General features: G+C 70.9%; 18 protein-coding genes and 1 pseudogene. 9 read left to right on the forward strand and 10 right to left on the reverse strand.

Features of this window, described 5'->3' with window-relative positions; all coding sequences use genetic code 11:
• Positions 1-158 precede the first annotated feature (158 nt).
• Both ABZ449_RS07810 and ABZ449_RS07815 read left to right on the forward strand, forming a co-directional pair.
• The gene (locus tag ABZ449_RS07810; RefSeq protein WP_360341898.1) at positions 159-1,004 is read left to right on the forward strand and encodes a class I SAM-dependent methyltransferase; all 846 of its coding nucleotides are present in this window, start codon (positions 159-161) and stop codon (positions 1,002-1,004) included.
• 91 nt (positions 1,005-1,095) lie between these two features.
• The gene (locus ABZ449_RS07815) at positions 1,096-1,914 is read left to right on the forward strand and encodes an N-acetyltransferase (RefSeq protein ID WP_360341901.1); all 819 of its coding nucleotides are present in this window, start codon (positions 1,096-1,098) and stop codon (positions 1,912-1,914) included.
• Here the strand turns inward: ABZ449_RS07815 and ABZ449_RS07820 are convergent.
• The 4 genes from ABZ449_RS07820 to ABZ449_RS07835 form a co-directional block, all read right to left on the reverse strand.
• Entirely contained in the window at positions 1,883-2,998 is a 1,116-nt protein-coding gene (locus ABZ449_RS07820; protein ID WP_360341904.1) for a hypothetical protein, read from the reverse strand. The two genes, ABZ449_RS07815 and ABZ449_RS07820, sit on opposite strands and share 32 nt — an antisense overlap.
• Positions 2,999-3,150: 152 nt before the next feature.
• Positions 3,151-3,441: a hypothetical protein gene (locus ABZ449_RS07825; RefSeq protein ID WP_360341907.1), complete on the reverse strand. Its 291-nt coding sequence runs from the start codon at positions 3,439-3,441 to the stop codon at positions 3,151-3,153.
• 214 nt (positions 3,442-3,655) lie between these two features.
• Positions 3,656-3,829, reverse strand: a complete 174-nt coding sequence (locus tag ABZ449_RS07830; protein WP_360341910.1) for a hypothetical protein — start codon at positions 3,827-3,829, stop codon at positions 3,656-3,658.
• Positions 3,830-3,904: 75 nt separating this feature from the next.
• Positions 3,905-4,396, reverse strand: coding sequence for a GNAT family N-acetyltransferase (locus tag ABZ449_RS07835; protein ID WP_360341913.1), 492 nt, complete (start codon positions 4,394-4,396; stop codon positions 3,905-3,907).
• A 115-nt stretch (positions 4,397-4,511) separates the two neighbouring features.
• On the opposite strand from ABZ449_RS07835, the pseudogene ABZ449_RS07840 reads away from it, so the two are divergent.
• Positions 4,512-4,703 (forward strand): annotated as a pseudogene (locus ABZ449_RS07840) (LysR family transcriptional regulator); the annotation flags it as partial.
• A gap of 422 nt (positions 4,704-5,125) precedes the next feature.
• Positions 5,126-5,590, forward strand: a complete 465-nt coding sequence (locus ABZ449_RS07845; RefSeq protein ID WP_360341916.1) for a hypothetical protein — start codon at positions 5,126-5,128, stop codon at positions 5,588-5,590.
• Between the two features lie 286 nt (positions 5,591-5,876).
• Here the strand turns inward: ABZ449_RS07845 and ABZ449_RS07850 are convergent, their stop codons facing one another.
• Positions 5,877-6,992: a YncE family protein gene (locus ABZ449_RS07850; protein ID WP_360341919.1), complete on the reverse strand. Its 1,116-nt coding sequence runs from the start codon at positions 6,990-6,992 to the stop codon at positions 5,877-5,879.
• A 183-nt stretch (positions 6,993-7,175) separates the two neighbouring features.
• Positions 7,176-9,152: a heavy metal translocating P-type ATPase gene (locus tag ABZ449_RS07855; RefSeq protein ID WP_360341922.1), complete on the reverse strand. Its 1,977-nt coding sequence runs from the start codon at positions 9,150-9,152 to the stop codon at positions 7,176-7,178.
• A gap of 94 nt (positions 9,153-9,246) precedes the next feature.
• Here ABZ449_RS07855 and ABZ449_RS07860 point away from each other — a divergent pair, with 94 nt between their 5' ends.
• Positions 9,247-9,633 (forward strand): metalloregulator ArsR/SmtB family transcription factor, encoded by a 387-nt coding sequence (locus ABZ449_RS07860; protein ID WP_360341925.1) that lies wholly within the window; start codon positions 9,247-9,249, stop codon positions 9,631-9,633.
• Positions 9,634-9,692: 59 nt separating this feature from the next.
• Here ABZ449_RS07860 and ABZ449_RS07865 read toward each other — a convergent pair whose 3' ends face one another.
• The gene (locus ABZ449_RS07865) at positions 9,693-10,262 is read right to left on the reverse strand and encodes a GMC oxidoreductase (protein WP_360342035.1); all 570 of its coding nucleotides are present in this window, start codon (positions 10,260-10,262) and stop codon (positions 9,693-9,695) included.
• Between the two features lie 244 nt (positions 10,263-10,506).
• On the opposite strand from ABZ449_RS07865, the gene ABZ449_RS07870 reads away from it, so the two are divergent.
• On the forward strand, positions 10,507-11,004 hold the full coding sequence (locus ABZ449_RS07870; protein WP_360341928.1) for a helix-turn-helix domain-containing protein: 498 nt from the start codon (positions 10,507-10,509) through the stop codon (positions 11,002-11,004).
• Between the two features lie 213 nt (positions 11,005-11,217).
• On the opposite strand, the gene ABZ449_RS07875 is transcribed toward ABZ449_RS07870, so the two are convergent.
• A complete protein-coding gene (locus tag ABZ449_RS07875) occupies positions 11,218-11,541 on the reverse strand; it encodes a DUF6191 domain-containing protein (protein WP_360341931.1) in 324 nt (107 codons plus the stop codon).
• Between the two features lie 215 nt (positions 11,542-11,756).
• Between ABZ449_RS07875 and ABZ449_RS07880 the strand changes: the two genes are divergently transcribed.
• Genes ABZ449_RS07880 through ABZ449_RS07890 form a run of 3 tightly spaced genes read left to right on the forward strand, consistent with a single transcriptional unit; the run spans position 11,757 to position 14,127 of the window.
• Positions 11,757-12,701: an ABC transporter ATP-binding protein gene (locus tag ABZ449_RS07880; protein ID WP_360341934.1), complete on the forward strand. Its 945-nt coding sequence runs from the start codon at positions 11,757-11,759 to the stop codon at positions 12,699-12,701.
• A complete protein-coding gene (locus ABZ449_RS07885; protein WP_360341937.1) occupies positions 12,698-13,672 on the forward strand; it encodes an ABC transporter permease subunit in 975 nt (324 codons plus the stop codon). Before ABZ449_RS07880 ends, ABZ449_RS07885 begins: the two co-directional genes overlap by 4 nt.
• 59 nt (positions 13,673-13,731) lie before the next feature.
• Positions 13,732-14,127, forward strand: a complete 396-nt coding sequence (locus tag ABZ449_RS07890; protein ID WP_360341940.1) for a GntR family transcriptional regulator — start codon at positions 13,732-13,734, stop codon at positions 14,125-14,127.
• A gap of 222 nt (positions 14,128-14,349) precedes the next feature.
• Here ABZ449_RS07890 and ABZ449_RS07895 read toward each other — a convergent pair whose 3' ends face one another.
• Positions 14,350-15,375, reverse strand: a complete 1,026-nt coding sequence (locus tag ABZ449_RS07895; RefSeq protein ID WP_360341943.1) for a hypothetical protein — start codon at positions 15,373-15,375, stop codon at positions 14,350-14,352.
• 131 nt (positions 15,376-15,506) lie between these two features.
• On the reverse strand, positions 15,507-20,597 hold the full coding sequence (locus ABZ449_RS07900) for an RHS repeat-associated core domain-containing protein (protein WP_360341946.1): 5,091 nt from the start codon (positions 20,595-20,597) through the stop codon (positions 15,507-15,509).
• Positions 20,598-20,844 lie beyond the last annotated feature (247 nt).

Here is a 20,844-nt window from a genome sequence, read left to right on the forward strand (position 1 = left end):
CGGGCAACGGTGCCGTGAACCGGTCATTCGGGGCCGCCTTTCGGACACCCGGCCCGGCCGGCCGAGTTCTTTCCGTCGAACCGGGTAGGGCGGAATCCGGCCGCGCCCCACCGGCTGCCGCGAAATCCGTCACCTCCGGTCATCGACAAGGGGCTCTCATGAGCAGTGAATTCCGGGTACGGGAACTCGTCCTGGGAATCGAGGGGCTGGCACTTCTGCGCCACGCCGTGGACGGGGAGGAGGAGTTCCTCTGGGAACGCGTCGAGGACATCCGGCGCTTCGCGTCGGGTGAGGAGCCGCTGCCGGACGGCGGCGCCGCCGTCAGCGAACTCGACGCCGCCGAGGGCTACGCCTCCTGGTCGGCGGTGTACGACTCGCTGCCCAGCTCGTACATCGAGGTCGAGGAGCCCGTGCTGCACGCGATCCTCGACACCCTCCCCACCGGCACCGCCCTCGACGCCGCCTGCGGCACCGGCCGCCAGACCGGCGCCCTCGCCGCCCGCGGGCACCGCACCATCGGCGTGGACCAGTCGCCCGAGATGCTGGCCAGGGCCCGCGAGCGCGCCCCCGAGGCCGAGCTCCGGCTCGGGCACCTGGAGAAGCTGCCGCTCGACGACGACTCGGTCGATCTCGCCGTCTGCTCCCTGGCCATGACCCACCTTCCGGACCTGGCGGCAGGGGTGTCCGAGCTGGCCCGGGTGGTCCGTCCGGGCGGGCGGATCCTGGTGTCGGACCTCCATCCGTTCGTCGTCGCCCTGCAGGGGCAGTGCCTCTTCGTGCACGGCGCCGACCGGCTCGCCTTCGTCCGCAACCACGTCCACCTCCCCGGGCGGTACCTGGAGGCGTTCACGGGTGCGGGGCTGCGGGTGCGGGGCTGCCATGAACCGCTCTTCAACGGGAGCCTGGCGCCCGGCGGTTACGAGGAGTTCATCGCGGACGCGGCTCGGGCGGCCTGGGACGGGCTGCCGATCGTGATCGTCTGGGACGTCGAAGTTCCGGCGTAGGACCCGCATCCGTCGACGAGGACGCGGACGTCGACGAGGACGCGGACGTCGACGAGGACGCGGACGTCCACGAGGAGAGGAGAACGGCCCGATGGCCCTGGTCGTGGTGACCCACGCGGAGCGCCCGGAACTGTGGGACCGCATGCCGGAACGGTTCGCCGGCATCGTGCCCGAGTACAACCTGCACGGAGACGTCAACGACACCTACTGGAACCGGCTGTTCGAGGAGTTCCCCGACTACCAGTTCGTCCTGTACGACGACGTGCGCGAGCTGGTGGCGGGCGCCGGGCGCTCGCTGCCGCGCACCTGGGACGGCACCGCCGCCGACCTCGGCCCCGGCCTGGACGACTCCATCGCCCGGGCGTTCGCGGACCGCGCGGCGGGCCGGACCGCCGGCGCCCTGTGCGCGCTGGGCATCGAGGTCGCCGAGGACTACCAGCGCAAGGGCTTCTCCACCGTGCTCCTCGACGCGATGCGCCAGGTGGCGCGGTGGGCCGCCCTGGAGACGGTGCTGGTACCGGTGCGGCCCACCTGGAAGGACCGGTACCCGCTGGTGCCGATCGAGCGGTACGCGGGCTGGCGGCGCGCGGACGGGGCCCCGCTCGACCCGTGGATCCGCACCCAGGTGGGCGCCGGCGGAACGATCGCCGGAGCCTCGGAACGCTCGTCGCGGATCACCGGGACGGTGGCCGAATGGGAGCGCTGGACCGGCCTCGCCTTCCCGGAGGACGGCGACTACGTCTTCCCGGGAGGCCTCTCCACGCTGCGGATCGAGCGCGCACGGGACCTCGGCTCGTACTGGGAGCCCGGGGTGTGGATCACCCATCCGGTCGAGGCGGACGGCACGTCGGAGGCAGTGTCCGAGGTCCCGCCGGAGGTCACGCCGGACCCAACCGCTCCCCGGCCCTGACGGCGGTCCACGCGAAGGCCGACATGAGCCGCACCTCGTCCGGACCGGCCTCGGGGCGGCGCTCGGGCGGCAGACCGGCGGGGCCGACCGTGGCCACCGCCGCCTCCCGCAGCCGGGCGAGGGCGGTCGGCGGGACGTCGCCGGTGCCCCAGGTGTCGTCGGTGCCCCCGGGGCCGGTGCCCAGCCGGCGGGCGGCCTCGGCCGCCTGCCGGCCGAGCAGGAGGCAGTGGATCCACAGCTCCTCGGCGAAGCTCCGGCCGAACCGCCCGGCCACCTCCGAGGCCAGGTCCTCCGGCATGTCCGCCGCCACCGCGTCGCGCACGGCCCGCTCGGGAATGCCGGTCGCCGGCAGGGCGTCGCGCCAGCGGTGATGACCACGACCGCCGTCCGGGCCCTGCTCCTGGCCGACGAGCCGCACGTAGCCCTCGCCGTACCGCATGTACGGGATCCACCCCGGCTCCTCCAGGACGCGGCCCCGCTCCAGCAGCGGCGCGGCGTCGGCGGCGTCCACGGGGCAGACGGCGAGCCGGATCCCCTGGGTGGCATGGCCGTTGATGCTGCTGGTGCCGATGTGCTCCACCACGTTGGGCACGGCGATCAGACTCATCCGGCCACGGGCCCGGAAGAAGACGGAGAACAGCTCGTCGTCGTGCCGCTCGGCACTGCCGGTGGCGAAGCGGCGGAAGTCCTCCACCGTGTCGAGTGGCAGGCAGACGGCGAGGGACGGCGTGAACTCGTCGGGCACCGCCCGCACCCAGGCGGCGCCGGCGAGCGCGGCGAGCCGGGCGGCGCCGCCGTTGCGCGCGTGCCAGTTCGTGTAGAACACCAGGGCCTCGTCGGGGAACCGGGTGGCCGCGCGGCCGACGAGCCCCACCAGGTTCTCCGGGGCGGACACGTCGTCCTGGACGACGAGATGATGGCTTCCCCCGGAGTCCGCCGCCGCCCAGGCGACCAGGGCCGTCCGCAGGGCCGAGGGCGGGCCGTCCGGCTCCGGATCGAGCGCCAGGCCGTCCAGCCCGAGCCGCTCGGCCAGCTCGCGGGCCTGAACCAGGCGTACCGGGTGGGTCATGACCGCCGAACTCACGCGCACCGTCGGTACCACAGCTCTCCCTCGCTCCGGGGTCCTCGCGTCATGGTGGCAGGAGCCGCCCACGGCGGAAAGGCCGCGACGCGACCTCGGCCGGATTCCGTAGGGTCGGGTTCGGGACCGGGTTCGGGCCCGAGTCAGGGCCGGGGTCAGGGCCAGTGGCGCCCTCTCCAGTGCGCCGTCGCGCGAGGCTCGCCGTCCGTCCGGTACGGGACGCCGGCCCGCTCCGGCCGCCCGTCGCCGTCGTCCACCGGCGCCCCCGAAGACCGTCGCGGCGGCACGGCCAGGGCGACGAGCGACAGCCAGCCGACCCCGACGATCCCGTCCACGCACAGGGCAGGCAGGGGCGGCAGCCGGCCGTCGACGTGCACGGCTACCAGCACACCGGCTCCGAACACGGTGGCAATCCCAACGACCAGCCAGCGCAAGGCCCTTCGCATCCCGCCTCCACGTCGACCGGTTGTGCGGCGGCGAATCCGGCCGCTCGGGAGGAACAGTGAACGGCAGGCCGGTGCCCGCTGTGACGACGTATTCAGGACAGATTGGAGTAGACCAATTTCTGGGGATCGCCCGGCCCCGCCGAAGCGCCTCGCGGACGGGACCGACGCACCCGGCTCGCGGCCTCGCCTCCGGCCCGGCGACCACCGCCGACCGTCAGTCGGCCAGCAGGAGCACGACGAGGATCGGCACACCGAAGACCAGGAGGATCACGAGAAGGGTCCCCAGCGGACCGCCGCCCTTGCCGCCGCTTCCGAAGGGCCCGTCGCCGCCGCCGACGACACTGCTGAGCCAGGAGTCATTGCCGTCGCCAAGGTGGTGACCGTCCATGCCGACCATCTCCGTTCGTGTTCTCCGCCCGACCCACCGACGCCCGCGCGTGCCGCCCGTGCCCTCGGGTGGGGCTCAGCCCAGTTCCATGAGGATGTCGGCACGGGCGTAGTAGTCGGCCACCGGGAGGCGGTCGCGGGTGATCCTCACGAACCCGGCGTCCTCGTAGAGGTGGACGGCGGGAGCCAGCCTGCTGTTCGTGCCGAGGAACAGTCGGGCCCCGCCGAGCGCGCGGGCCCGGTCGACCGCCGCGGCCACGAGCAGGCGGCCGATGCCGCGCCCGCGCGCGGCGGGGGTCACGGCCATCTTCGCCAGCTCGAACACGGCGTCCGGGTAGGCCAGAAGAGCCACGCACCCCAGGATGGCACCGCCTCCGGGCTCGCGGGCCAGGAGCACGTCGCCGCCCGGGCCCACGATGCGGCCGAACGGATCCCCGAGAACGGCCCTGTCCTCCTCCTCCAGGGTGAACAGCTGGGAGATCCACTCCTCGTTCAGCGCGCGGAACGCGTCGGCGTCGCTCTGTGAGGCGATCGAGGAGACCACGGTCGGGGCGGAGGCGTACGACATCAGGCGGGTTCCCTTCCTGTCCTGTCCGGCACCACGTCAGCCTCCGGCCGCGCCCACCCATCTGTCCAATACGCACACGGGCCCCGATCAATAGGCTGGAGATATGGATCAGCGAATCGAGCTCCGCCACCTGCGGTACTTCCTGGCGCTGGCCGAAGAGCTCCACTTCGGCCGTGCGGCCCAGTCGCTGCACATCGCCCAGCCGGCGCTGTCCCAGCAGATCAGGCAGCTCGAGAAGATCGTCGGCGTCGAGCTGTTCCGGCGGACCTCCCGAAGCGTCCGCCTCACGGACGCGGGGGCGGCGTTCCGGCCGCGGGCCTCCTGGCCACCCGCCGAGGAGACGACCGCCCCCTCGTGCGAGCCTTCGTCGAGGTGTCCGAATCCGTGGCAGGCCGGGTGCACGGCTGAGCCGGGGTGAGCCGATACGACCGAGTGCGGCACCGGCCGACAACACCGGTGCGCAGTAACGGTTTTCGAACGACCCGTGTGTCGATACGCTGATCCAGCTCCCACCTGCCGGGCTCGAGTCGCGGATGAGCGCGGGGGTGCCTCGACGGGAGCGATCGGGGAAGGCGGGTGCTCATGGTCCTGGGCAGGCGGAAGCGGCGGGAAGCCGATGGAGCACGCGCGAAGTTCCTCGCCAACCGGGAGAAGGTCCGCTCGTGGACGGGGCGTTGGGACTGCCCCGAGGTGGTCTGGCCGGCCTTCGAAGAGGTCCCGAGCCCTTGGATGGTTCTGCCGCACGAACGCGACCGATGGCTGGACCTCCACGCACCCTTCATCGAGCGGTACGACTGGTTCCTCGAAGCCACGCCCAGGGCGGACGGCGTCGACGAGCTGTGGGCGCTCTGGGAGTTCGGCGCGGGACACGAGTTCGAGCGCCTGACGATCCGCTTCAACAGCGTCTACGACCCCGAGTACCTGGCCGAGAAGCTGGCCCTCGGCATCGAGGCGGCGGCTTTCGAAGGGTGGCAGGACGGCGACGCACAGAGCGTCTACGACTGGTTGTGCGAGGGCATGGACGGCATGGTCGACTCCGGCGTCATGGTGCGCGGGAAGCACCGCGTGGGCTTCGTGCTGCTGGAGATGACGTGCGCGGTTGCCAGTCACGCCGACGTCACCACCGAGCTCCGCGCTTCGCTCACGACCACATCCCTGGAGGGCAAGCCGTTGAAGCCCGACGGTCGGGACTAGGGTCCGTCCGGCGGATCGGGCGTGAGCGTGATCCGCCGGATGCCGGAGCGACTCAGGCGGTGGAGAACTGAGCGATGCACTCGGCGAACGGCGGTATTCCGACCTCCGCACGGCGCTCGTCCACGCGCCCGGGGTCCTCGCAGGGCCACGGGATCGGCGCGCGGTCCTTCACGCCGACCACCCCGGCTGCCTCGACGTCGCCGATCGGCCCGCTGGTCCTTGGGCTCCGGACCGGGGTCTCGGGTCCGCGCCGTCCCGCCGTCGGTGCGGGGCGGCGCGGAACCGGTCAGAAACCGACGATCTGCAAGGTGGAGTTGACGGTGAGGTAGAAGGTGTGGGCGTCGGGGCCGAGGGCCAGGCCGGTCACCCAGTTGAGGCCGGTGATGCCCTCTGCCGGGAGGAGGGTGTTGGTCGCGGTGTCCAGGGCGAGGACCGAGGCCTTGCCGTCGGTGCTGGTGAGGTCCTGCTGGACCATGTACAGCCGGGTGCCGTCCGCGCCCACCGACGGGTTCTGCAGCCACTGGCCCGGGGTGATGTCGATGGTGGAGAGGGTGTCGGTGGCGAGGTCGACGGCGTAGCCGTTGCCGTCGTTCCCCACGCCGTAGAGCCGGGTGCCGTCCGGGGAGAGGGCCAGGCTCGGGACGGAGCCGATCGGGGCGGCGATGGCGCCGGCCACGGTCGGGGTCCCGGTGCCGATGTCCAGGCGGACCAGGTTCTCGTCGGTGGCGGCGTACACGGTGTCACCGACGGGCGGCGTGACGATCGAGCCCAGGTAGCGGCCGGGCACCGGTACGGCGGCGGTGAAGCCCTGCTGCTGCGGGGAGAAGGACAGGACCCGGGCGCTCGGCTCGGCCGGGCGGTGGTAGCGCGCCGGCCCGTTCTGCCCGACGTAGACCCTGCTGCCGTCCGGGCTGACCGCCAGTGCGGTGAGGGCCCCGGGGAGCGTCCCCTCGGGCCGGGGCTGGTCCGGTGCCGCCGTGCTGGAGACGATCGTGTCGGTGGCCGTGTCGATGGCGCCGAGGTCGGACAGCGGCGCCTTGCGGGCGGTCGAGAACAGCACGTAGACGCGCGATCCGTCGGGGCTGACGGCCAGCGGTCCCGGGCCGGCCCCGAGCCCGGTGGACAGCGTCACCACCGCGGTGATCGCCCCGCTCTGGGTGTCGACCACCTTCACCTTGGCGCCGTTGATGCTGTCCTTCACCGCGACGTAGGCCTTGCGCCCGTCCGGGCTGACCGCCACCGAGGCGGGAGAGGAGTCGAGCTCGACGGTCCGCGGGATACCCGTCACCGGCCCGTCGGACGTGCCGGTGACGGCGCCGGCGGAGCCGGCCCCGGTGAGCAGCAGTGCCGCACCCACCGCCAGGGTGCCTAACCAACGGGCTTTCGAGAAGAGCGAGTTCATGTGAGCCTCCGCTTCGGACACCACGGGTCCCCGGGGTGGAAGGCAAACGCTACGGGACACCCCCTCTACGCGGCGCGGGCTTCGGCACCCGCGACAGACGGGCCGGGCCTCAGCAGCCGCCGCGGCGGCCCGCCGCACCCGGTGCGGGTGCGGCGGGCCTGCCGGAGCGGCGTGTGCGGCGGCTCACCGGCCCGGGTTCTTCTCCCCGGCCTGCTTCCACGCGGCGTCGCGCAGCAGGCGCAGGCCGTTGAGGCCGACGACGACGGTGGAGCCCTCGTGGCCGAGTACGCCCAGCGGCAGCGGGAGGGTGGCGACCAGGTCCCAGACCACCAGGACGGTGATGAACACCGAGGCGATCACCAGGTTCTGCACGACGAGGCCGCGGGCCCGCCGGGAGAGTGCCACGACGGTGGGGACGGTGGCGAGTTCGTCGCGGACGATCACCGCGTCGGCGGTCTCCAGGGCGAGGTCGGAGCCGGCCCGGCCCATGGCGATGCCGGTGTGGGCGGCGGCCAGGGCGGGGGCGTCGTTGACGCCGTCGCCGATCACCAGCACCTTGCGGCCGGCGGTCTCCTGTTCCCGGACGGCGGCGACCTTGTCCTGCGGCAGCAGCCCGGCCCGGACGTCGGTGATGCCGACCTCCGAGGCCAGGTGGGCGGCGGCCCGCGGGTTGTCGCCGGTGAGCAGCATCGGCGCGCTGCCGGTCAGCGTCGTCAGCGCGGTGACGGTGGCGGCTGCGTCCGGGCGCAGCCGGTCGGCGATGCCGAGCACACCGGCCGGCACGCCGTCCACCTCGACCAGGACGGCGGTGCGGCCGCCCTGCTCCAGCTCGGCGACGATGGCGGCGGCGGGGCTCTCGGAGCCGGTCAGCAGCCGGGCGGGGGCGCCGACCGCGACGGCGTGGCCGTCGACGGTGGCGGTGACGCCGATGCCAGGGGTGGAGGTGAAGTCCTCGGTGGCGGCGAGGTCCAGGCCGCGGGTGCGGGCGTCGTCGACGACGGCGCGGGCGAGCGGGTGCTCGCTGGGGTGCTCGGCCGCGGCGGCGAGCGCGAGCAGTTGCGCATCGGTGAGGCCGGATCGGGGGAGCGGGCGGAGGTCGGTGAGGCGGGGGGTGCCCTCGGTGAGGGTGCCGGTCTTGTCGAGGGCGACGGCGTCGACCTGGCCGAGGCGTTCCATGACGACGGCGGACTTGACCAGCACGCCGTGCCGTCCGGCGTTGGCGATGGCGGAGAGCAGCGGCGGCATGGTGGCCAGCACGACCGCGCAGGGGGAGGCGACGATCATTAAGGTCATCGCGCGCAGCAGGGAGCCGGTGAAGGCGGCGCCGAGGGCGAGGGGGATCGCGAAGACGGCGAGGGTCGCGACGACCATGCCGATCGAGTAGCGCTGTTCGACCTTCTCGATGAACAGCTGGGTCGGGGCCTTGGTCTCGGAGGCCTCCTCGACCATCGTGACGATCCGGGCGATCACCGAGTCGGAGGCGTCCCGCTCGACCTCGATCCGCAGGGCGCCGGTGCCGTTGAGGGTGCCGGCGAACACCTCGTCACCCCGCTGTTTGGCGACGGGCAGCGGCTCTCCGGTGATGGTGGCCTGGTCGACCTCGCTCGCTCCGTCCAGGACCCGCCCGTCGGCGCCGATCCGCTCGCCGGGCCGGACGAGGACCGTGTCGCCGACGGCCAGCTCCTCCGTCGGCACGGTCTGCTCGCCGCCGTCGGGCAGCAGCCGGGTGGCGGTCGCGGGGGCGAGGTCGAGCAGTCCGCGCACCGAGTCGGCGGTGCGGGCGGTGGCCAGCGCTTCCAGGGCTCCGGAGGTGGCGAAGATGACGATCAGCAGCGCGCCGTCCATGACCTGCCCGACGGCGGCGGCGCCGAGCGCGGCCACGATCATCAGCAGGTCGACGTCGAGGGTCTTCTCCCGGAGCGCCTGGAGCCCGGCCCAGGCGGGTTCCCAGCCGCCGGTGGCGTACGCGAGGACGTACAGCGGGCCCCAGGCCCAGGCCGGGGCGCCGGTGAGCTGGAGCGGCAGCGCGAGCAGGAAGAGCGCCGTCGCGGCGGCGGCCCAGCGGGCCTCCGGCAGCGACAGCACCCGGGTGCGGCGGCGCGGCGGGGAATCCGGGCGCGGGACCGTCGGCGAGGGCCGCTCGATCACGGTGGAGGACATGGCGAAGGGACCCTTCACACGGCAGGAGGGCGGACTCATTCACCATACAGGAACATATGAACACCTCTTCATGTGTGGGTTGTAGTATTGCCCCATGGGTCATGGAGCCGCTCCCGCCACCGCCGTCCCGCGCACGCGCCTGGACGCCGACAGTGCCGCCCGGGTGGCGACCACCCTCCAGGCGCTCGCCACCCCCTCCCGATTGCTGATCCTTTCCCGCCTGCGCGAGGGCCCCTGCGCGGCCACCGAGCTCGCCGCCGAGGTCGGCTTGGAACAGTCCGCCTGCTCCCACCAGCTGCGTCTGCTGCGCAACCTCGGCCTGGTCGTCGGCCGTCGCAACGGCCGTCAGGTCGTCTACGCGCTCTTCGACAACCACGTCGCCGCGCTGCTCGACCAGGCCGTCTACCACATCGAGCACCAGCGGCTCGGGCTCAGTGACGCTCCCGACGACGAGCCGTCGGACGAAGCCGTCGTCTACTGAACGCGGGGCCCCGCCCGGGTCCACGCCCGCGGCGCGGTCCTTCGTCGGCGGTCCGCCCGTCAGGACAGGGCGGTGGCGAGGGTGTCGGCGGTGCGGAGGGTGAGGGCGACGAGGGTGAGGGTGGGGTTGGCGGTTCCGGAGATCGGGAAGCCGGAGGAGCCGACGACCCGCACGCCGCGGTGGGCGTGGGACTGACCGGTGGGGTCGACCGCCGATCTGCCCGGGCCGGTGCCCATGCGCATGGTGCCCATGAGGTGGCCGGCGCCGCCTACGGCAGTCGGGTGTGCTCGGTGCGGCTCTCGGCGATGCGCTGCGCGGCGAGGTCGCGGGCCCGGTCGCGGTCGTGGCCGGTGAGCCGGGCGAGGATCGTCGCGAGGGGCCTGATCCTGCCGTAGCCGCCCCAGTGGCCCTCGGGGATCTCGGTGGGGAAGACCCAGACCCGGCCGGGGTCGCGCGGCCAGGCGTCGTCCTCGGCGTCCAGGATCGCCTCGGTGACGTCGGCGATGACGCCCGCGCGCTTGCGGGCGTCGAGCTGGCCCTCGGGGACGGAGGGGACGACCTTGTAGCGCGGGGCGTCCGCGATCTCGCCGCCGACGTAGACGGCGGTGGGCCGGTGCAGGAAGAGCCAGGACGCCGAGCGGGTGACCGGGTCGGCGGGGTCGAAGCCCTCGTGGCGGATCAGGATCTCGGTGATGCGGTTGAGCAGGGCCGCTTCCGCCTCCGGGTGGAGTGCGCCTTCGGGGATGTGGACGTCGAGCATCGGCATGGCCGTCGTCTCCTGGATTTAAGTTCTCAACTCAGGTGGCTCGGAGCCTAGCCGGGGCTGAGTGGAGATTGTCAACCCAGATGCTCCGGGCGGTCTAGGATCGAGCCATGACGGAGCAGCGGCACACACGGCGGATCGACCCGGCGAACTGTTCGGTCGGGCGTGCCCTCGCGGAGGTCGGGGAGCGGTGGTCGCTGCTGATCGTGCGGGAGGCGCTGGACGGCGTCACCCGCTTCGGGGAGTTCCGCGCCCGGCTCGGCATCGCCAGCAACCTGCTGTCCACCCGGCTCGACCGCCTCGTCGCCGCGGGCGTCATGAACCGCGTGGCGTACCAGGAGCCCGGGGACCGGCAGCGCTTCGAGTACCGCCTCACCGAGAAGGGCGCCGACCTGAGGCCCACCGTGATCGCCCTGCTGGAGTGGGGTGACAAGCACCTCGCCGACGAGCAGGGCCCGTCGGTCGTCGTCCGCCACGGCACCGCAGAGGACCACGACTGCGACGAACCCGTCACCCTCGTCCTGGCCTGCGCCGCCGGTCACACCGGCCTGGCGCCGGAATCCGTCTACCGCAGCCCGGGCCCGGGCGCCCGCTTCCTGCCGTCCTGAGCGGTCGCGCCGTCGGGCCGTCGGGCCGTCGCCCGCCGCTCGTGATGAACCCGTCCGGGATGGGCATGCGGCCTCGACAGGAGGTGTTCTGCCCTTCCGGCGTGTCCGGAGCGGGCGGAACGTGAGGGCGATCCGTCAGCGCGATCCGTCAGCGCCATCTGGTGCTGATGGATCGTCAATTCACTTCCCGGCTACGCGTATCATGAGGTTCTTCTACCTCCGACCCCGGAGGACCGCGGTGCCGCCGTCCAGGTCGATGCCCGTGCGAGGCGGGGCGCCGGCGTGGTCGTCGTCCCGCATGACCAGCTGAGTCCGCCGCTGCTCGATCTGCACGCGCTTGTTGGCGTTGAAGAAGGCGTGCAACTCCTCGGTCGCGGTGGCGCCGAGGCCGAGTCCACTGCTGCGCGCTCGAGCGGCCAGTCGGCGGTGCAGCCATCCCGGACGGCCGGATCGCAGCACGAGATGCCGCATCGAGGCCAGTGTGAAGGGCACGATCACCAGCACCGCCATGAAGAGCAGACCCACCGTCATCACCATGCCGACCCAACGTGCGGCGCTGGCACGCCAGTTCCGCGTCGCCCGGCCGCGGTCGCGGGGCGAGATCGGCTTCCGCGCCTGTTCGATCGCGAGGTCGATCTCGCCGGCCCCTCATCGCCCCGTGCGCCCGAGGGGCTTCCCGGCCCGCCTTGACACCCTCTCGCCACCAAGACCATGATTCCATTAGTTGACTAGTGGAATTGAGGGTGGGCGGCATGACAGACGCATTGGCTCCGGGCGGCTCGCCCGAGGCCTGGGCCATGGAAGCCCGCGGTCTGGGGAAGCGCTATCGCCGCGGCTGGGCGCTGCGCGACTGCTCGTTCCGGCTGCCGGCCGGGCGTATCTGCGGGCTCGTCGGCCCCAACGGGGCGGGGAAGAGCACGCTGCTGGGGCTCGCTGCCCAGCAGGTGCGGCCGACGGAGGGGGAGCTGCGGCTGTTCGGCGTCCCGGCGGGCGATGGGGCGACGAGGCCGAGGATCGCGTTCCTCGGCCAGGACAAGCCACTGTTCAAGGGGTTCACCGTGGCGGAGACGCTGCGCATGGGCGCCGAGCTCAACCCCGGCTGGGACATGGACTCGGCCGAGCGGATCGTCCGGTCGGGCCGGGTGCCGATGGACGCCCGGATCGGCACGCTCTCGGGCGGCCAGCACACCCGCGTCGCGTTCGCGCTCGCCTTCGGCAAACGGCCCGATCTGCTGATGCTGGACGAGCCGATGGCCGATCTGGACCCACTGGCCCGCCACGACCTGAGCTCCCTGCTGATGGCGGAGGCCGTCGAACGCGGCATCACCGTCCTGATGTCCACGCACCTGCTGTCCGAACTGGAGGACATGTGCGACTACCTGCTGGTCCTCGCGGGAGGCAGGGTCCGGCTGGCGGGTGACACGGAGGCGCTCGTCCCGGCCCACGCGCTGGTGACGGGGCTCGTCACCGCCGGGGACCCGCTCGCCCCGCTGGCCCCGCACACCGTCGTCGAACACCGCTCCCAGGGGCGGCAGTTCCAGGCGCTGATCCGACCGAACGGCCCGTTGCGCCCCGAATGGGCCGTCGCCGAGCCCAATTTGGAGGAAGTGCTGCTGGCACACCTGCGCTCGCCGGACGCGCCCGCCCTGTACACAGCCAGCGCCCGTCACGAGGCCGAAGGGGCCCCCACCTCATGAGCACCACCCTGACCGACACGCCCCGGACGGCGACCCGGGAGACCCGACGCAGGCTGCTGGGTGGGCTGAACTGGCTCGTGGTGCGCCAGCACCGGGCAGTGCTGCTCACCGTGGCCGCCGCGGTCGTGCTCGGATCGGCCTGGATCGTCTACCAGCGCAACCGCCTGGCCGGAGTCCTCGAAGAGCTCGGCTGGCCCGACAAGGAACCGCCGATGCCGGTGCCCGGCTCGGCGGGCATCAGCCTCACCACCACCGCCCTGGGCATGCTGCCGGTCCTCCTCGGCGTCTTCCTCGGCGCCCCGCTGATCGCGGGCGACCAGGAGCGGGGCACCCTGCAACTGGTCACCACCCAGTCGGTGTCCCGCCGCCGGTGGCTCACGGCCAAGCTCGCCTGGTGCTACGCGACGGCGCTGCTGGCCGGTGCGGTGCTCTCGGCGTTCTTCACCTGGTGGTGGAAGCACTACCGTGGAGTGTTCCCGGGCCGGTGGTACGACGGGAACGTCTTCGACCACACCGGCCCGATGCTCCCCGCGATGTGCCTCTTCCTCACCGCCGCCGGGGTCACCGTCGGCATGCTGCTGCGCCGGGTCGTCCCGGCGATGGCGGTCACCTTCGCGTTCTCGATGGTCGTCCGGATCGTCTGGGGACAGCTGCGCGTCCACCTCGCGCCGTCACGGATGTTCAGCCACCCGTACGGGGGCGGCATCCGCGAGCAGCTGAACGATCCGTTCGAACTGGACAGCTGGATCGGTACCGCCGACGGCCGCCTCTACGGCTGGGGAACCTGCGCCAAATCGACGGAAGCGGCGGCGGACGCCTGCAGGGAGAAGCTCGGGATCGTCAACGACGTCATCGAGTACCTCGACTTCAGTCAGATGCCGGCGATGCAGTGGACCGGCGCGGGCATCCTGCTCGCGGCCACCGCGGTACTCACCGCGTTCACGGTGCGCTGGGTGTCCGGGAAGGCGTAGGGCCGGACCGGGCGCGACATGCGTATGGTTTCGGCAGTACGAAACAGGAGGTGAGACGAATGGTCGTGTTCCGCATCAACCGACGCAGCGGAGTGGCGACGTACCTCCAGATCGTGCGACAGGTGGAGCAGGCCCTGCGGATGGGCGCCCTGGAGGCGGGGGACCGGCTGCCGACGGCCGCTCAGGTCGCGGCGGACACCAAGGTCAACCCGAACACCACCCTCAAGGCGTACCGCGAGCTGGAGCGCGCGGGACTCGCCGAGGTCAGGCAGGGAGCGGGCACCTTCATCACCCGCTCCCTGGCCCCGGCCGAGGAGGGTCCCGACTCCCCGCTGCGGGCCTCGCTGACCGACTGGATGGACGAGGCGCGGTCCCAGGGGCTCACCGGCGAGGAGGTCACCGCCCTCTTCCGGGCGGTGCACACGGCGGTGTACCCCTCCGAGACGGACGGCTGACGACCGGAGCGGCGCAGCCGGGCCGGGCCTGGGCGGCCGGGGTGGCGCGAGGGAACGGCCGTGAGGCCACGTGGAACGGTGGCCGCGCCCGGCCGGGGTCGCTGGCCCGTACGGCGGGCGCGAGCCGTATCTCGGGCTTTCGGGCCCGTGAGGGAGTTACCGCGAAGTGCTCTCGGCTACAGCTCGGGCAGTCGGTCATCGGAGGCGGGGGGCCATCGCTCCTCAGGGATGCGGGTTGTAGTCATAGATATCGAGCTTCGGCCCCTCGCCCTGGTCCGGCACGAGGTTTTCCGCGTCCGGCCAGAAGTCTCCTGAATTCCCGTAGGAGTCGTATGCGACGATTTTCGGGGAGTAGGAGTGGTGGTCTTCCGTCATCTCACCTCCGTTCGGGGTGTACGGAATATCGGCATCCTGGGCCTGATGGCATATCCAGGTGCAGCTGAGGCTGCGCTCGTTTTCGATGGAGCTCTTGTTGTAGATCTCCAGTTCATCCCAGAACGGATCGTCGTAGGGGTCAGGGGCGTAGAAATAGGAGACCCGCTGGTTGTCTTTTCTCGTGTGCGGTTCCCGCCACCAGGCATAGGCTCCGTAGAAGTACTGGTATGTTTTCATTCCGGGGCGATCCTGGGCTACACCGGTGAGCTGCCATCCCATCAGCCCGTCGAGATTCGGGTCGCCGGTGCAGTAACCATCGACCGAGAACGTCACGAAATGGTGACCGGTCTTTGCGCATGTCAGGTAGAAGTGGTGGGCGAGACACCAGCCAGAGGTGACCTTCGCCGGCTCGTGGTCCCAGGTGATGTCGCCCTTCTTGTAGGTGAAGGTCGGCAACGCCGTGAAAGTGACCGGCGTGTGCCAGTCGCCGCTGTCAGAATTGTAGACGTCTTTCCCCGTGTCGGTGTGAACCAGAACGCCGATTTCCTGGTCGGATGGGGCATCGGGGGTGCAGTAGATGTAGAAGGTGACTTCGTAGCCGTCGCCTTTCGCCTCGTGGGTCGTGCTGGGGTTGGGGATTGCGCCGAATTGGTTCGGGGTGTCCGTGTAGCACCAGCCGGATGATCCGTCCCGGTTGAGCTTCGCCTGGGTGGCGTAGTTGATGAGCCATGTGTTGGCGGCGAGATGCTTGGGGTCCACCTCTACGCTGTTGTGGTCCGCGTCGATCGGATTGATGAAGACCGTCACGCTGATTCTGTTCAGCCCGTTTGCGTAGATGTCACAGGCCGGCTGCCCGGTGTCCGTGACGGTCAATTTGAGATTCGAGACACTGTCCCATGGGTTCGGCATGGTTCTGCCCTCCAGATAGCTCGATGCCCGGCCGGAACTCGCCGATGTTTGTTGCGATTTTCCGGCTGCCACTCAGGCCTGGCAGCCGGCGTGTGCTACCACAGGATCCCGAGGTGTCCGAGGAGGTGTTTGTCGGCGTGGCAGGGCTCGCGCCATTCCTCCACCACTCTGGCGAGCCTGTTGAACGTGCTGCTCCGCCACATGGGATACATGGCGACCATGCGAGCTCCCCTGAAGTCCTCGATGGTGTATCCCGCATCCAATGCCCGCTCCATGCAGTGGATCTCGGCGCATCTCCAGCCGCTTGCGGAATCTGCCTCCAAGTTTTCGGTGATCGCCTTCAGGGCGGAGAATCTCGGGGCTGTGAAATTTGTGCTTCCTGCGACCTCGGGGCCTCCGCTCGTGCCTACGAATATGTCATCGCCTATCTGCATCCCTGCCGCCATCCGGAGCCTGCCCCTTTGCATCGGCGTCCGGTTGGAGTTGAGTTCGTAGACCGCCGATCTGACTCTTGCCTTCAGGGTGCTCCAATCCGATCCGGTCGGCGGGGAGTAGATCTCCTCGGAATACATGCGACCTTCCGGAAGCGCAAAGTTGGGGGATGTGCGCAGGCCGGTCTCACCTGCGCCGAATGTGTTCTCCCCGTATTGCGCGTAGTACCACCGTGCGAGGGAGGCGTCGCCCCGGACTCCGGTGGGAAGTTCGGCAGCGGTGGCGGTCTCCGTGGCGGCGTCCGTGGCCTCCGTGGCGACCGCTCTGGCCTCCGTGGCGACCTCGATGCCTTCTGTGGCCCGGCCGATCGAGGCCAGGCCGCCCAGTGCTGCGAGGCCGGTGCCGAGGGAGACCCAGCCGAGGACGGAGGAGGCTTTGGGGGAGGCTTTCTCCAGCGCGCCGCCGGAGATGGCGGTGATGTCGGCGGTGGCCGCGAGGGCTCCGAAGACGAGGCTGGTGGCGGAGGCGCTCTCCAGCGCTGCGATGAGTCCGCCGGCGGCCACGATGGAGGCGCCGCCGGTGAAGGCGGCCGCGGCCAGGCCGAGGACGCCGAGGCCGATGCCCAGCCAGGCTCCCCAGCTGAGGTGGCCGCTGGGGTCGGTGTGGTTGACGGGGTCGCCGGCGCAGTAGGTGTAGGGGTTGATGCCGCCGGGGCCGAAGGGGCTGAGGCTGTCGGGTGCGGTGAAGCGCATGAGGCCGGGGTGGTAGGGGCGGTAGCCGTTGCCCAGATGTAGCCAGCCGAGGTCGGGGTCGGTGCGTTCGCCGGTGTAGCCGAGGATGCTGGCGGCCGCCTCTGCGGGTCGGTCGCCGTAGGGGGTGTAGGCGTACTCCTCAGGCTGGTTCGAGCCGGTGGCGAGCAGAACGGTGCGCTGGGCGTCGGTGCCCAGCAGGCGGGTGTCGGTCTGCTGGGAGCCGTCGGTACGGTGCTGGGCGGTGCACGCCCAGCCGAGCTGGAGCAGGCGGATGCCGGTGCTGTCCCCGGTGACCGCGGCCAGGGTGCCGCTGCGGTAGGACAGGACGGTGGTGGCGGCTCTGGTGGTCTGGGTGAGGAGGCGGTCCAGCGGGTCGTAGCCGTAGGAGCTCGTGGCGCTGTCGCTGCCTGCGGTGCGCAGGCGGCCGAGGGCATCGTAGGTGAGGGTGCGTCCGGTGTCGTCGGTGGTCAGGCGCCCGGCCTTGTCGTAGCTCAGGGTGGCGTTCGGGTAGTCGGCGTGGGTGTGTTCGATGCGGGTGAGCTGGCACGGGTCGGTGGCGGAGAAGTGGTAGGTCGCGGTGTCGGAGCCGCTGGAGAACGTGGTCGTGCAGGTGGTGACATTGGCGTAGGCGTCGTAGGTGAACGCCTGGGCGGTGACGGTGTTGCCACGGTGGTCCTTGGGGGGCGCCGTGCCGGCGCAGCTGTAGGCGGTGAGGCGGTTGCGGCCGTCGTAGGTGAACTTCTCGTCGCGTAGTTCGGTGGTGCCGCGGGTGAGGGTGCGGCGGCTGAGGGTGTCGTTGTCGTTCCACTCCTGGGTGAGGGTCCAGGACGTGCTGTTGTCGTCGGTGATGGTGCGCTTCACTTCGCGGCCGAAGTCGTCCAGGGCCAGTTCGGTGGTCAGCTTGTGGCCGGTGGTGTCGGTGGCGGTCCATCCGCTGACGCGGCCGGTGTCGTCGTAGTCGACGATCGTCTGTGCGTCGTCACCGTCCACGAGTGCCGCGATGCGGCCGTACTCGTCCCGGGTCGTCTTCTGGACGACCCCGTCGACCGCGGTGTAGCTGCCTTCCAGGCCTGCCACCGTGTAGGAGGCCTTCGTGGTGAGGGTGTTCGTGCCGGTCTTGGTGGTGTCGGCGCTGACCAGGCCGGAGGGGTAGTAGTCGCGGGTGCGGGTGACGGTGCCCTCGACGGCCTCGGTCAGGGCTCCGGTCGCCGGGTCACGGGTGAACGTCTGGGTGATCGGGGCGGTGCTGACCTCGGTGAGGGCGTTGCCCAGCTCGATTTCGTACCGGTAGCTGCTGGCCTGGCCGTCGGGCGCCGTGACCCCGGCCGGGCGGGGGTCGGCGTCCTGGGCGTAGGTGTAGGACCAGGTGCGTTGGCCCGCGGTGGTGGAGGTGCGCCGGCCCAAGGCGTCGAAGGTCTGCGTACCGTAGGACGTCCCGTCGACGCTCACGTCGGTGGCGAGCGGCTGGGCGGAGAACGGTGCGTAGCTGCGGCCGATCTTCGTGCCCTCGGGGTGGGTGGTGCCGTCGGGGAGGGTGGTGAGGGTGAGGCGGCCGCGCACGTCGTAGTCGTGGAGTGTCCGGTTGCCGAGTTCGTCGGTCGCCCGGCGGAGTCGGCCCCAGCCGTCGTACTCCATCGTGCGCTTGCCCCGCGGAGTGTGGGCGGAGTCGCGCGCGAACCGTTCGATGCTCACCGGTCTCAGGCGCAGGTCGCGGGTGGTGACCTGGGTGCCTGTGGCCTCGGTGCCGTCGTGCAGCATCTGGGTGGTGACGGTCTGCTCGACGGGGTCTCCCCGTGTGAGGTGGGTGGGGCCGTCGGTGCGTTCGACGGTCAGCGGCTGGCCCCAGTCGTCGTAGGCGAACGTCTGGCCCAGCTCGGCGGCAGTGCCGTCGCGGGTTCGGTCGAAGGTCGTGGTGGTGGCCGTGCGGCCCTGCTCGTCGTAGCCGATGGTCTTCAGCGTGTACCAGTCGCCGTCGCCGATGGCGTCGATGTCCAGGCGTTCGGCCTTTACGGCCCGGCCTGCGCCGTCGAGGGTGTCGCGGACCTGGTTGCCTCGGGTGTCGGTGGACGTGACCACGAACCCTTTGCCGCCGGGGCCGATCGCGTAGTGGTGGGTCTGCGTGGCGGCGTGGGGTGTGCCGGGGTTCGCGGTGCGTTCGACGAGGCGGCCCAGGTTGTCGTAGGTCATCGCCGTTTCGTTGTCCTGCGGGTCCTTGGCCGAGCGCAGACGCCCGGTGAAGCGCGAACGCGTCTGGGAGCGCGTGACCGTGAGCTTCTCGGCCTTGTCGTCGACCGTGAGGCTGTGGCTCTGTTGGAGGGCGTCGCCGGTGACGGAGAATGTGAACGTGTGGGTCGTCTCGTAGGAGGTGCCGCTGCTGCCATCGGGGTACTCGGTCTCGACCATGCCGGTGATGCGGCCGAACTCCTTGGCGTCACTCGTCTCGTGGCTGTAGGTCCTCTCGTTGAGGAGCGCACCGCCTCCCTGGTGGGACTCCTTCGACTTCAGGACGACGATGGGGACCCGCGACTCCTTGGTGCTCGCGGCTTCGTAGGTATAGGTGGTCACGTAGACGGGCGCGCTGAACCCGGTGTCCGGCGGGGTCCGGGTGACGCTCTTGAGCAGGCGGGTGAAGCCGTTGGGGTCGGGCGGGCAGTCCTTGTGGGCCTCGTCCTCGCTGCCGCTCGCGGGATAGAAGGCCCACTCGGTGAGAGTGCCGTCGGGATCCTTCCGGCTGACCGGGTTGCCCTGGTCGTCGAAGACGGTTTCGGTGACTTCGGGGCGGGTCTTCGTCGATCCCGGCTTCTGGGGGTCGGGTTCGCTCCAGGTGACGGTCCGTGTCCTGGGGAGCTGGAACGGCGGCGGCTGCTTGTCGAACGGCTTGCCCGGGTCGACGTGGTAGTCGGTGTGGGTGGTCCTGGAGCAGCTGTTCTGCCACTCGGTTTCGTCCGTCAGCAGGTGGTAGTTGCTGTAGGTGCGCTTGACGTGTGCGGTCTGGTCCCCACAGGGCCGGGACTCGATGGACCAGTAGGTGTAGTCCGACGCGGTCCCGTACAGGTAGTCCTCCTGCGCGCTCCAGTCCATCCCGGAGTGCCCGCCGACGAAGTTGTCGTCGCTGTAGGTGTAGGTCTTCCTCACTGCCGGCTGGTCACACCCCGGCACCTGGACGAGTTCGGTCACATAGGGGAGGTCCGGCAGGTCGGCCTTGGTGGGGAACTTGTGCCCGGTGGGGTCGTAGGTGGCGCTCTCGCTCATCCCGCCGGGCATGGACACGGCGGTGATCCACGAACCCCACGTCTGACCCATGTCGCCGTAGGTGAAGCCCCAGTCCAGCACCTCCTCGCTGCCGGGGCCGTGGTGGCGTACGTGGGTGAGCCGGTCGTCCGAGAACCACAGCTCGACGTCGAAGGCCTCGCTCTGGCCCGGCAGGATCGTCAGGATGCTCTTGGCCTGATCGCTGTAGTCCACGGTGAGCAGGGGTTCGTTCTCGTCCGAGATCTTCGACAGACGCGGCTGGGACCCCTTGTAGATCCACTCCAGCTCCAGCCGGCGGCCGGCAGGCGTCACCAGGGCGGTGGGGACCTTCAGCGCGTAGCCGTTCTTCGGGCCGGTGAGGATCTCCACGTCGCCGGACTTGTGGACGATCTTGTAGGAGGTGTCCTCCATGGTCATACAGGCCGTGACGAGGGGGTTCTGGAAGAGGTTGACCTTCTTCTTCTCCGGCACGTCCTCCGCCTTGTACTGATCGCCGCTGGCGAGGCTCAGCAGGTGGGCGTCGGTGTCGTAGACGGTCAGGCCCAGCGAAAATCCCTGGCCGAAGCCGGAGTTCGTCCAGTTGAGCGGCGAGTAGCTCAGCTCCAGGGGCAGGGTCGGACCGAGGTTGCGGTTGCCGACGAGGTGGCCCAGCGTGATCTGGACGTTGAACAGGCCGGTTCGGGGATCGACGCCGCCCGACACCGCGCTGGCGAAATTCCCGGCTTGGCTGAAGAAACTCGGCGAACTCATGCGGCTCTACCTTCCTTTCCGGGTTCGCCCCTGCCGTTCGTAGGGTTGTGGCACCAAGGGGAGATGCGTGTGGCTTTCCATGCGGCTGCGTCCGTGACTTGGTCTGCCTGGCCGACCGGTTCCCCGCGACGACTCGGCCGCCGATCGGGAAGTGCGAGACGATTGCTGCGTCGAGCGAAACCGCTGACAGACGAGCGGGCCGTCCACCGGGGCCGCGTCCTGTCCGCGGCGCCCGCACGCTGTACGC

This window comes from Kitasatospora sp. NPDC005856 (assembly GCF_040629945.1).
Taxonomy (GTDB): domain Bacteria; phylum Actinomycetota; class Actinomycetes; order Streptomycetales; family Streptomycetaceae; genus Kitasatospora.

Excerpts from the sequence above, each read along its gene's own strand:
- ABZ449_RS07810 (WP_360341898.1), top strand. The coding sequence starts at position 159 with ATGAGCAGTGAATTCCGGGTACGGGAACTCGTCCTGGGAATCGAGGGG.
- ABZ449_RS07815 (WP_360341901.1), top strand. The coding sequence starts at position 1,096 with ATGGCCCTGGTCGTGGTGACCCACGCGGAGCGCCCGGAACTGTGGGAC.
- ABZ449_RS07825 (WP_360341907.1), bottom strand. The coding sequence starts at position 3,441 with ATGCGAAGGGCCTTGCGCTGGCTGGTCGTTGGGATTGCCACCGTGTTC.
- ABZ449_RS07830 (WP_360341910.1), bottom strand. The coding sequence starts at position 3,829 with ATGGACGGTCACCACCTTGGCGACGGCAATGACTCCTGGCTCAGCAGT.
- ABZ449_RS07835 (WP_360341913.1), bottom strand. The coding sequence starts at position 4,396 with ATGTCGTACGCCTCCGCCCCGACCGTGGTCTCCTCGATCGCCTCACAG.
- ABZ449_RS07845 (WP_360341916.1), top strand. The coding sequence starts at position 5,126 with ATGGTTCTGCCGCACGAACGCGACCGATGGCTGGACCTCCACGCACCC.
- ABZ449_RS07850 (WP_360341919.1), bottom strand. The coding sequence starts at position 6,992 with ATGAACTCGCTCTTCTCGAAAGCCCGTTGGTTAGGCACCCTGGCGGTG.
- ABZ449_RS07855 (WP_360341922.1), bottom strand. The coding sequence starts at position 9,152 with ATGTCCTCCACCGTGATCGAGCGGCCCTCGCCGACGGTCCCGCGCCCG.
- ABZ449_RS07860 (WP_360341925.1), top strand. The coding sequence starts at position 9,247 with ATGGGTCATGGAGCCGCTCCCGCCACCGCCGTCCCGCGCACGCGCCTG.
- ABZ449_RS07870 (WP_360341928.1), top strand. The coding sequence starts at position 10,507 with ATGACGGAGCAGCGGCACACACGGCGGATCGACCCGGCGAACTGTTCG.
- ABZ449_RS07875 (WP_360341931.1), bottom strand. The coding sequence starts at position 11,541 with ATGGTGATGACGGTGGGTCTGCTCTTCATGGCGGTGCTGGTGATCGTG.
- ABZ449_RS07880 (WP_360341934.1), top strand. The coding sequence starts at position 11,757 with ATGACAGACGCATTGGCTCCGGGCGGCTCGCCCGAGGCCTGGGCCATG.
- ABZ449_RS07885 (WP_360341937.1), top strand. The coding sequence starts at position 12,698 with ATGAGCACCACCCTGACCGACACGCCCCGGACGGCGACCCGGGAGACC.
- ABZ449_RS07890 (WP_360341940.1), top strand. The coding sequence starts at position 13,732 with ATGGTCGTGTTCCGCATCAACCGACGCAGCGGAGTGGCGACGTACCTC.
- ABZ449_RS07900 (WP_360341946.1), bottom strand. The coding sequence starts at position 20,597 with ATGAGTTCGCCGAGTTTCTTCAGCCAAGCCGGGAATTTCGCCAGCGCG.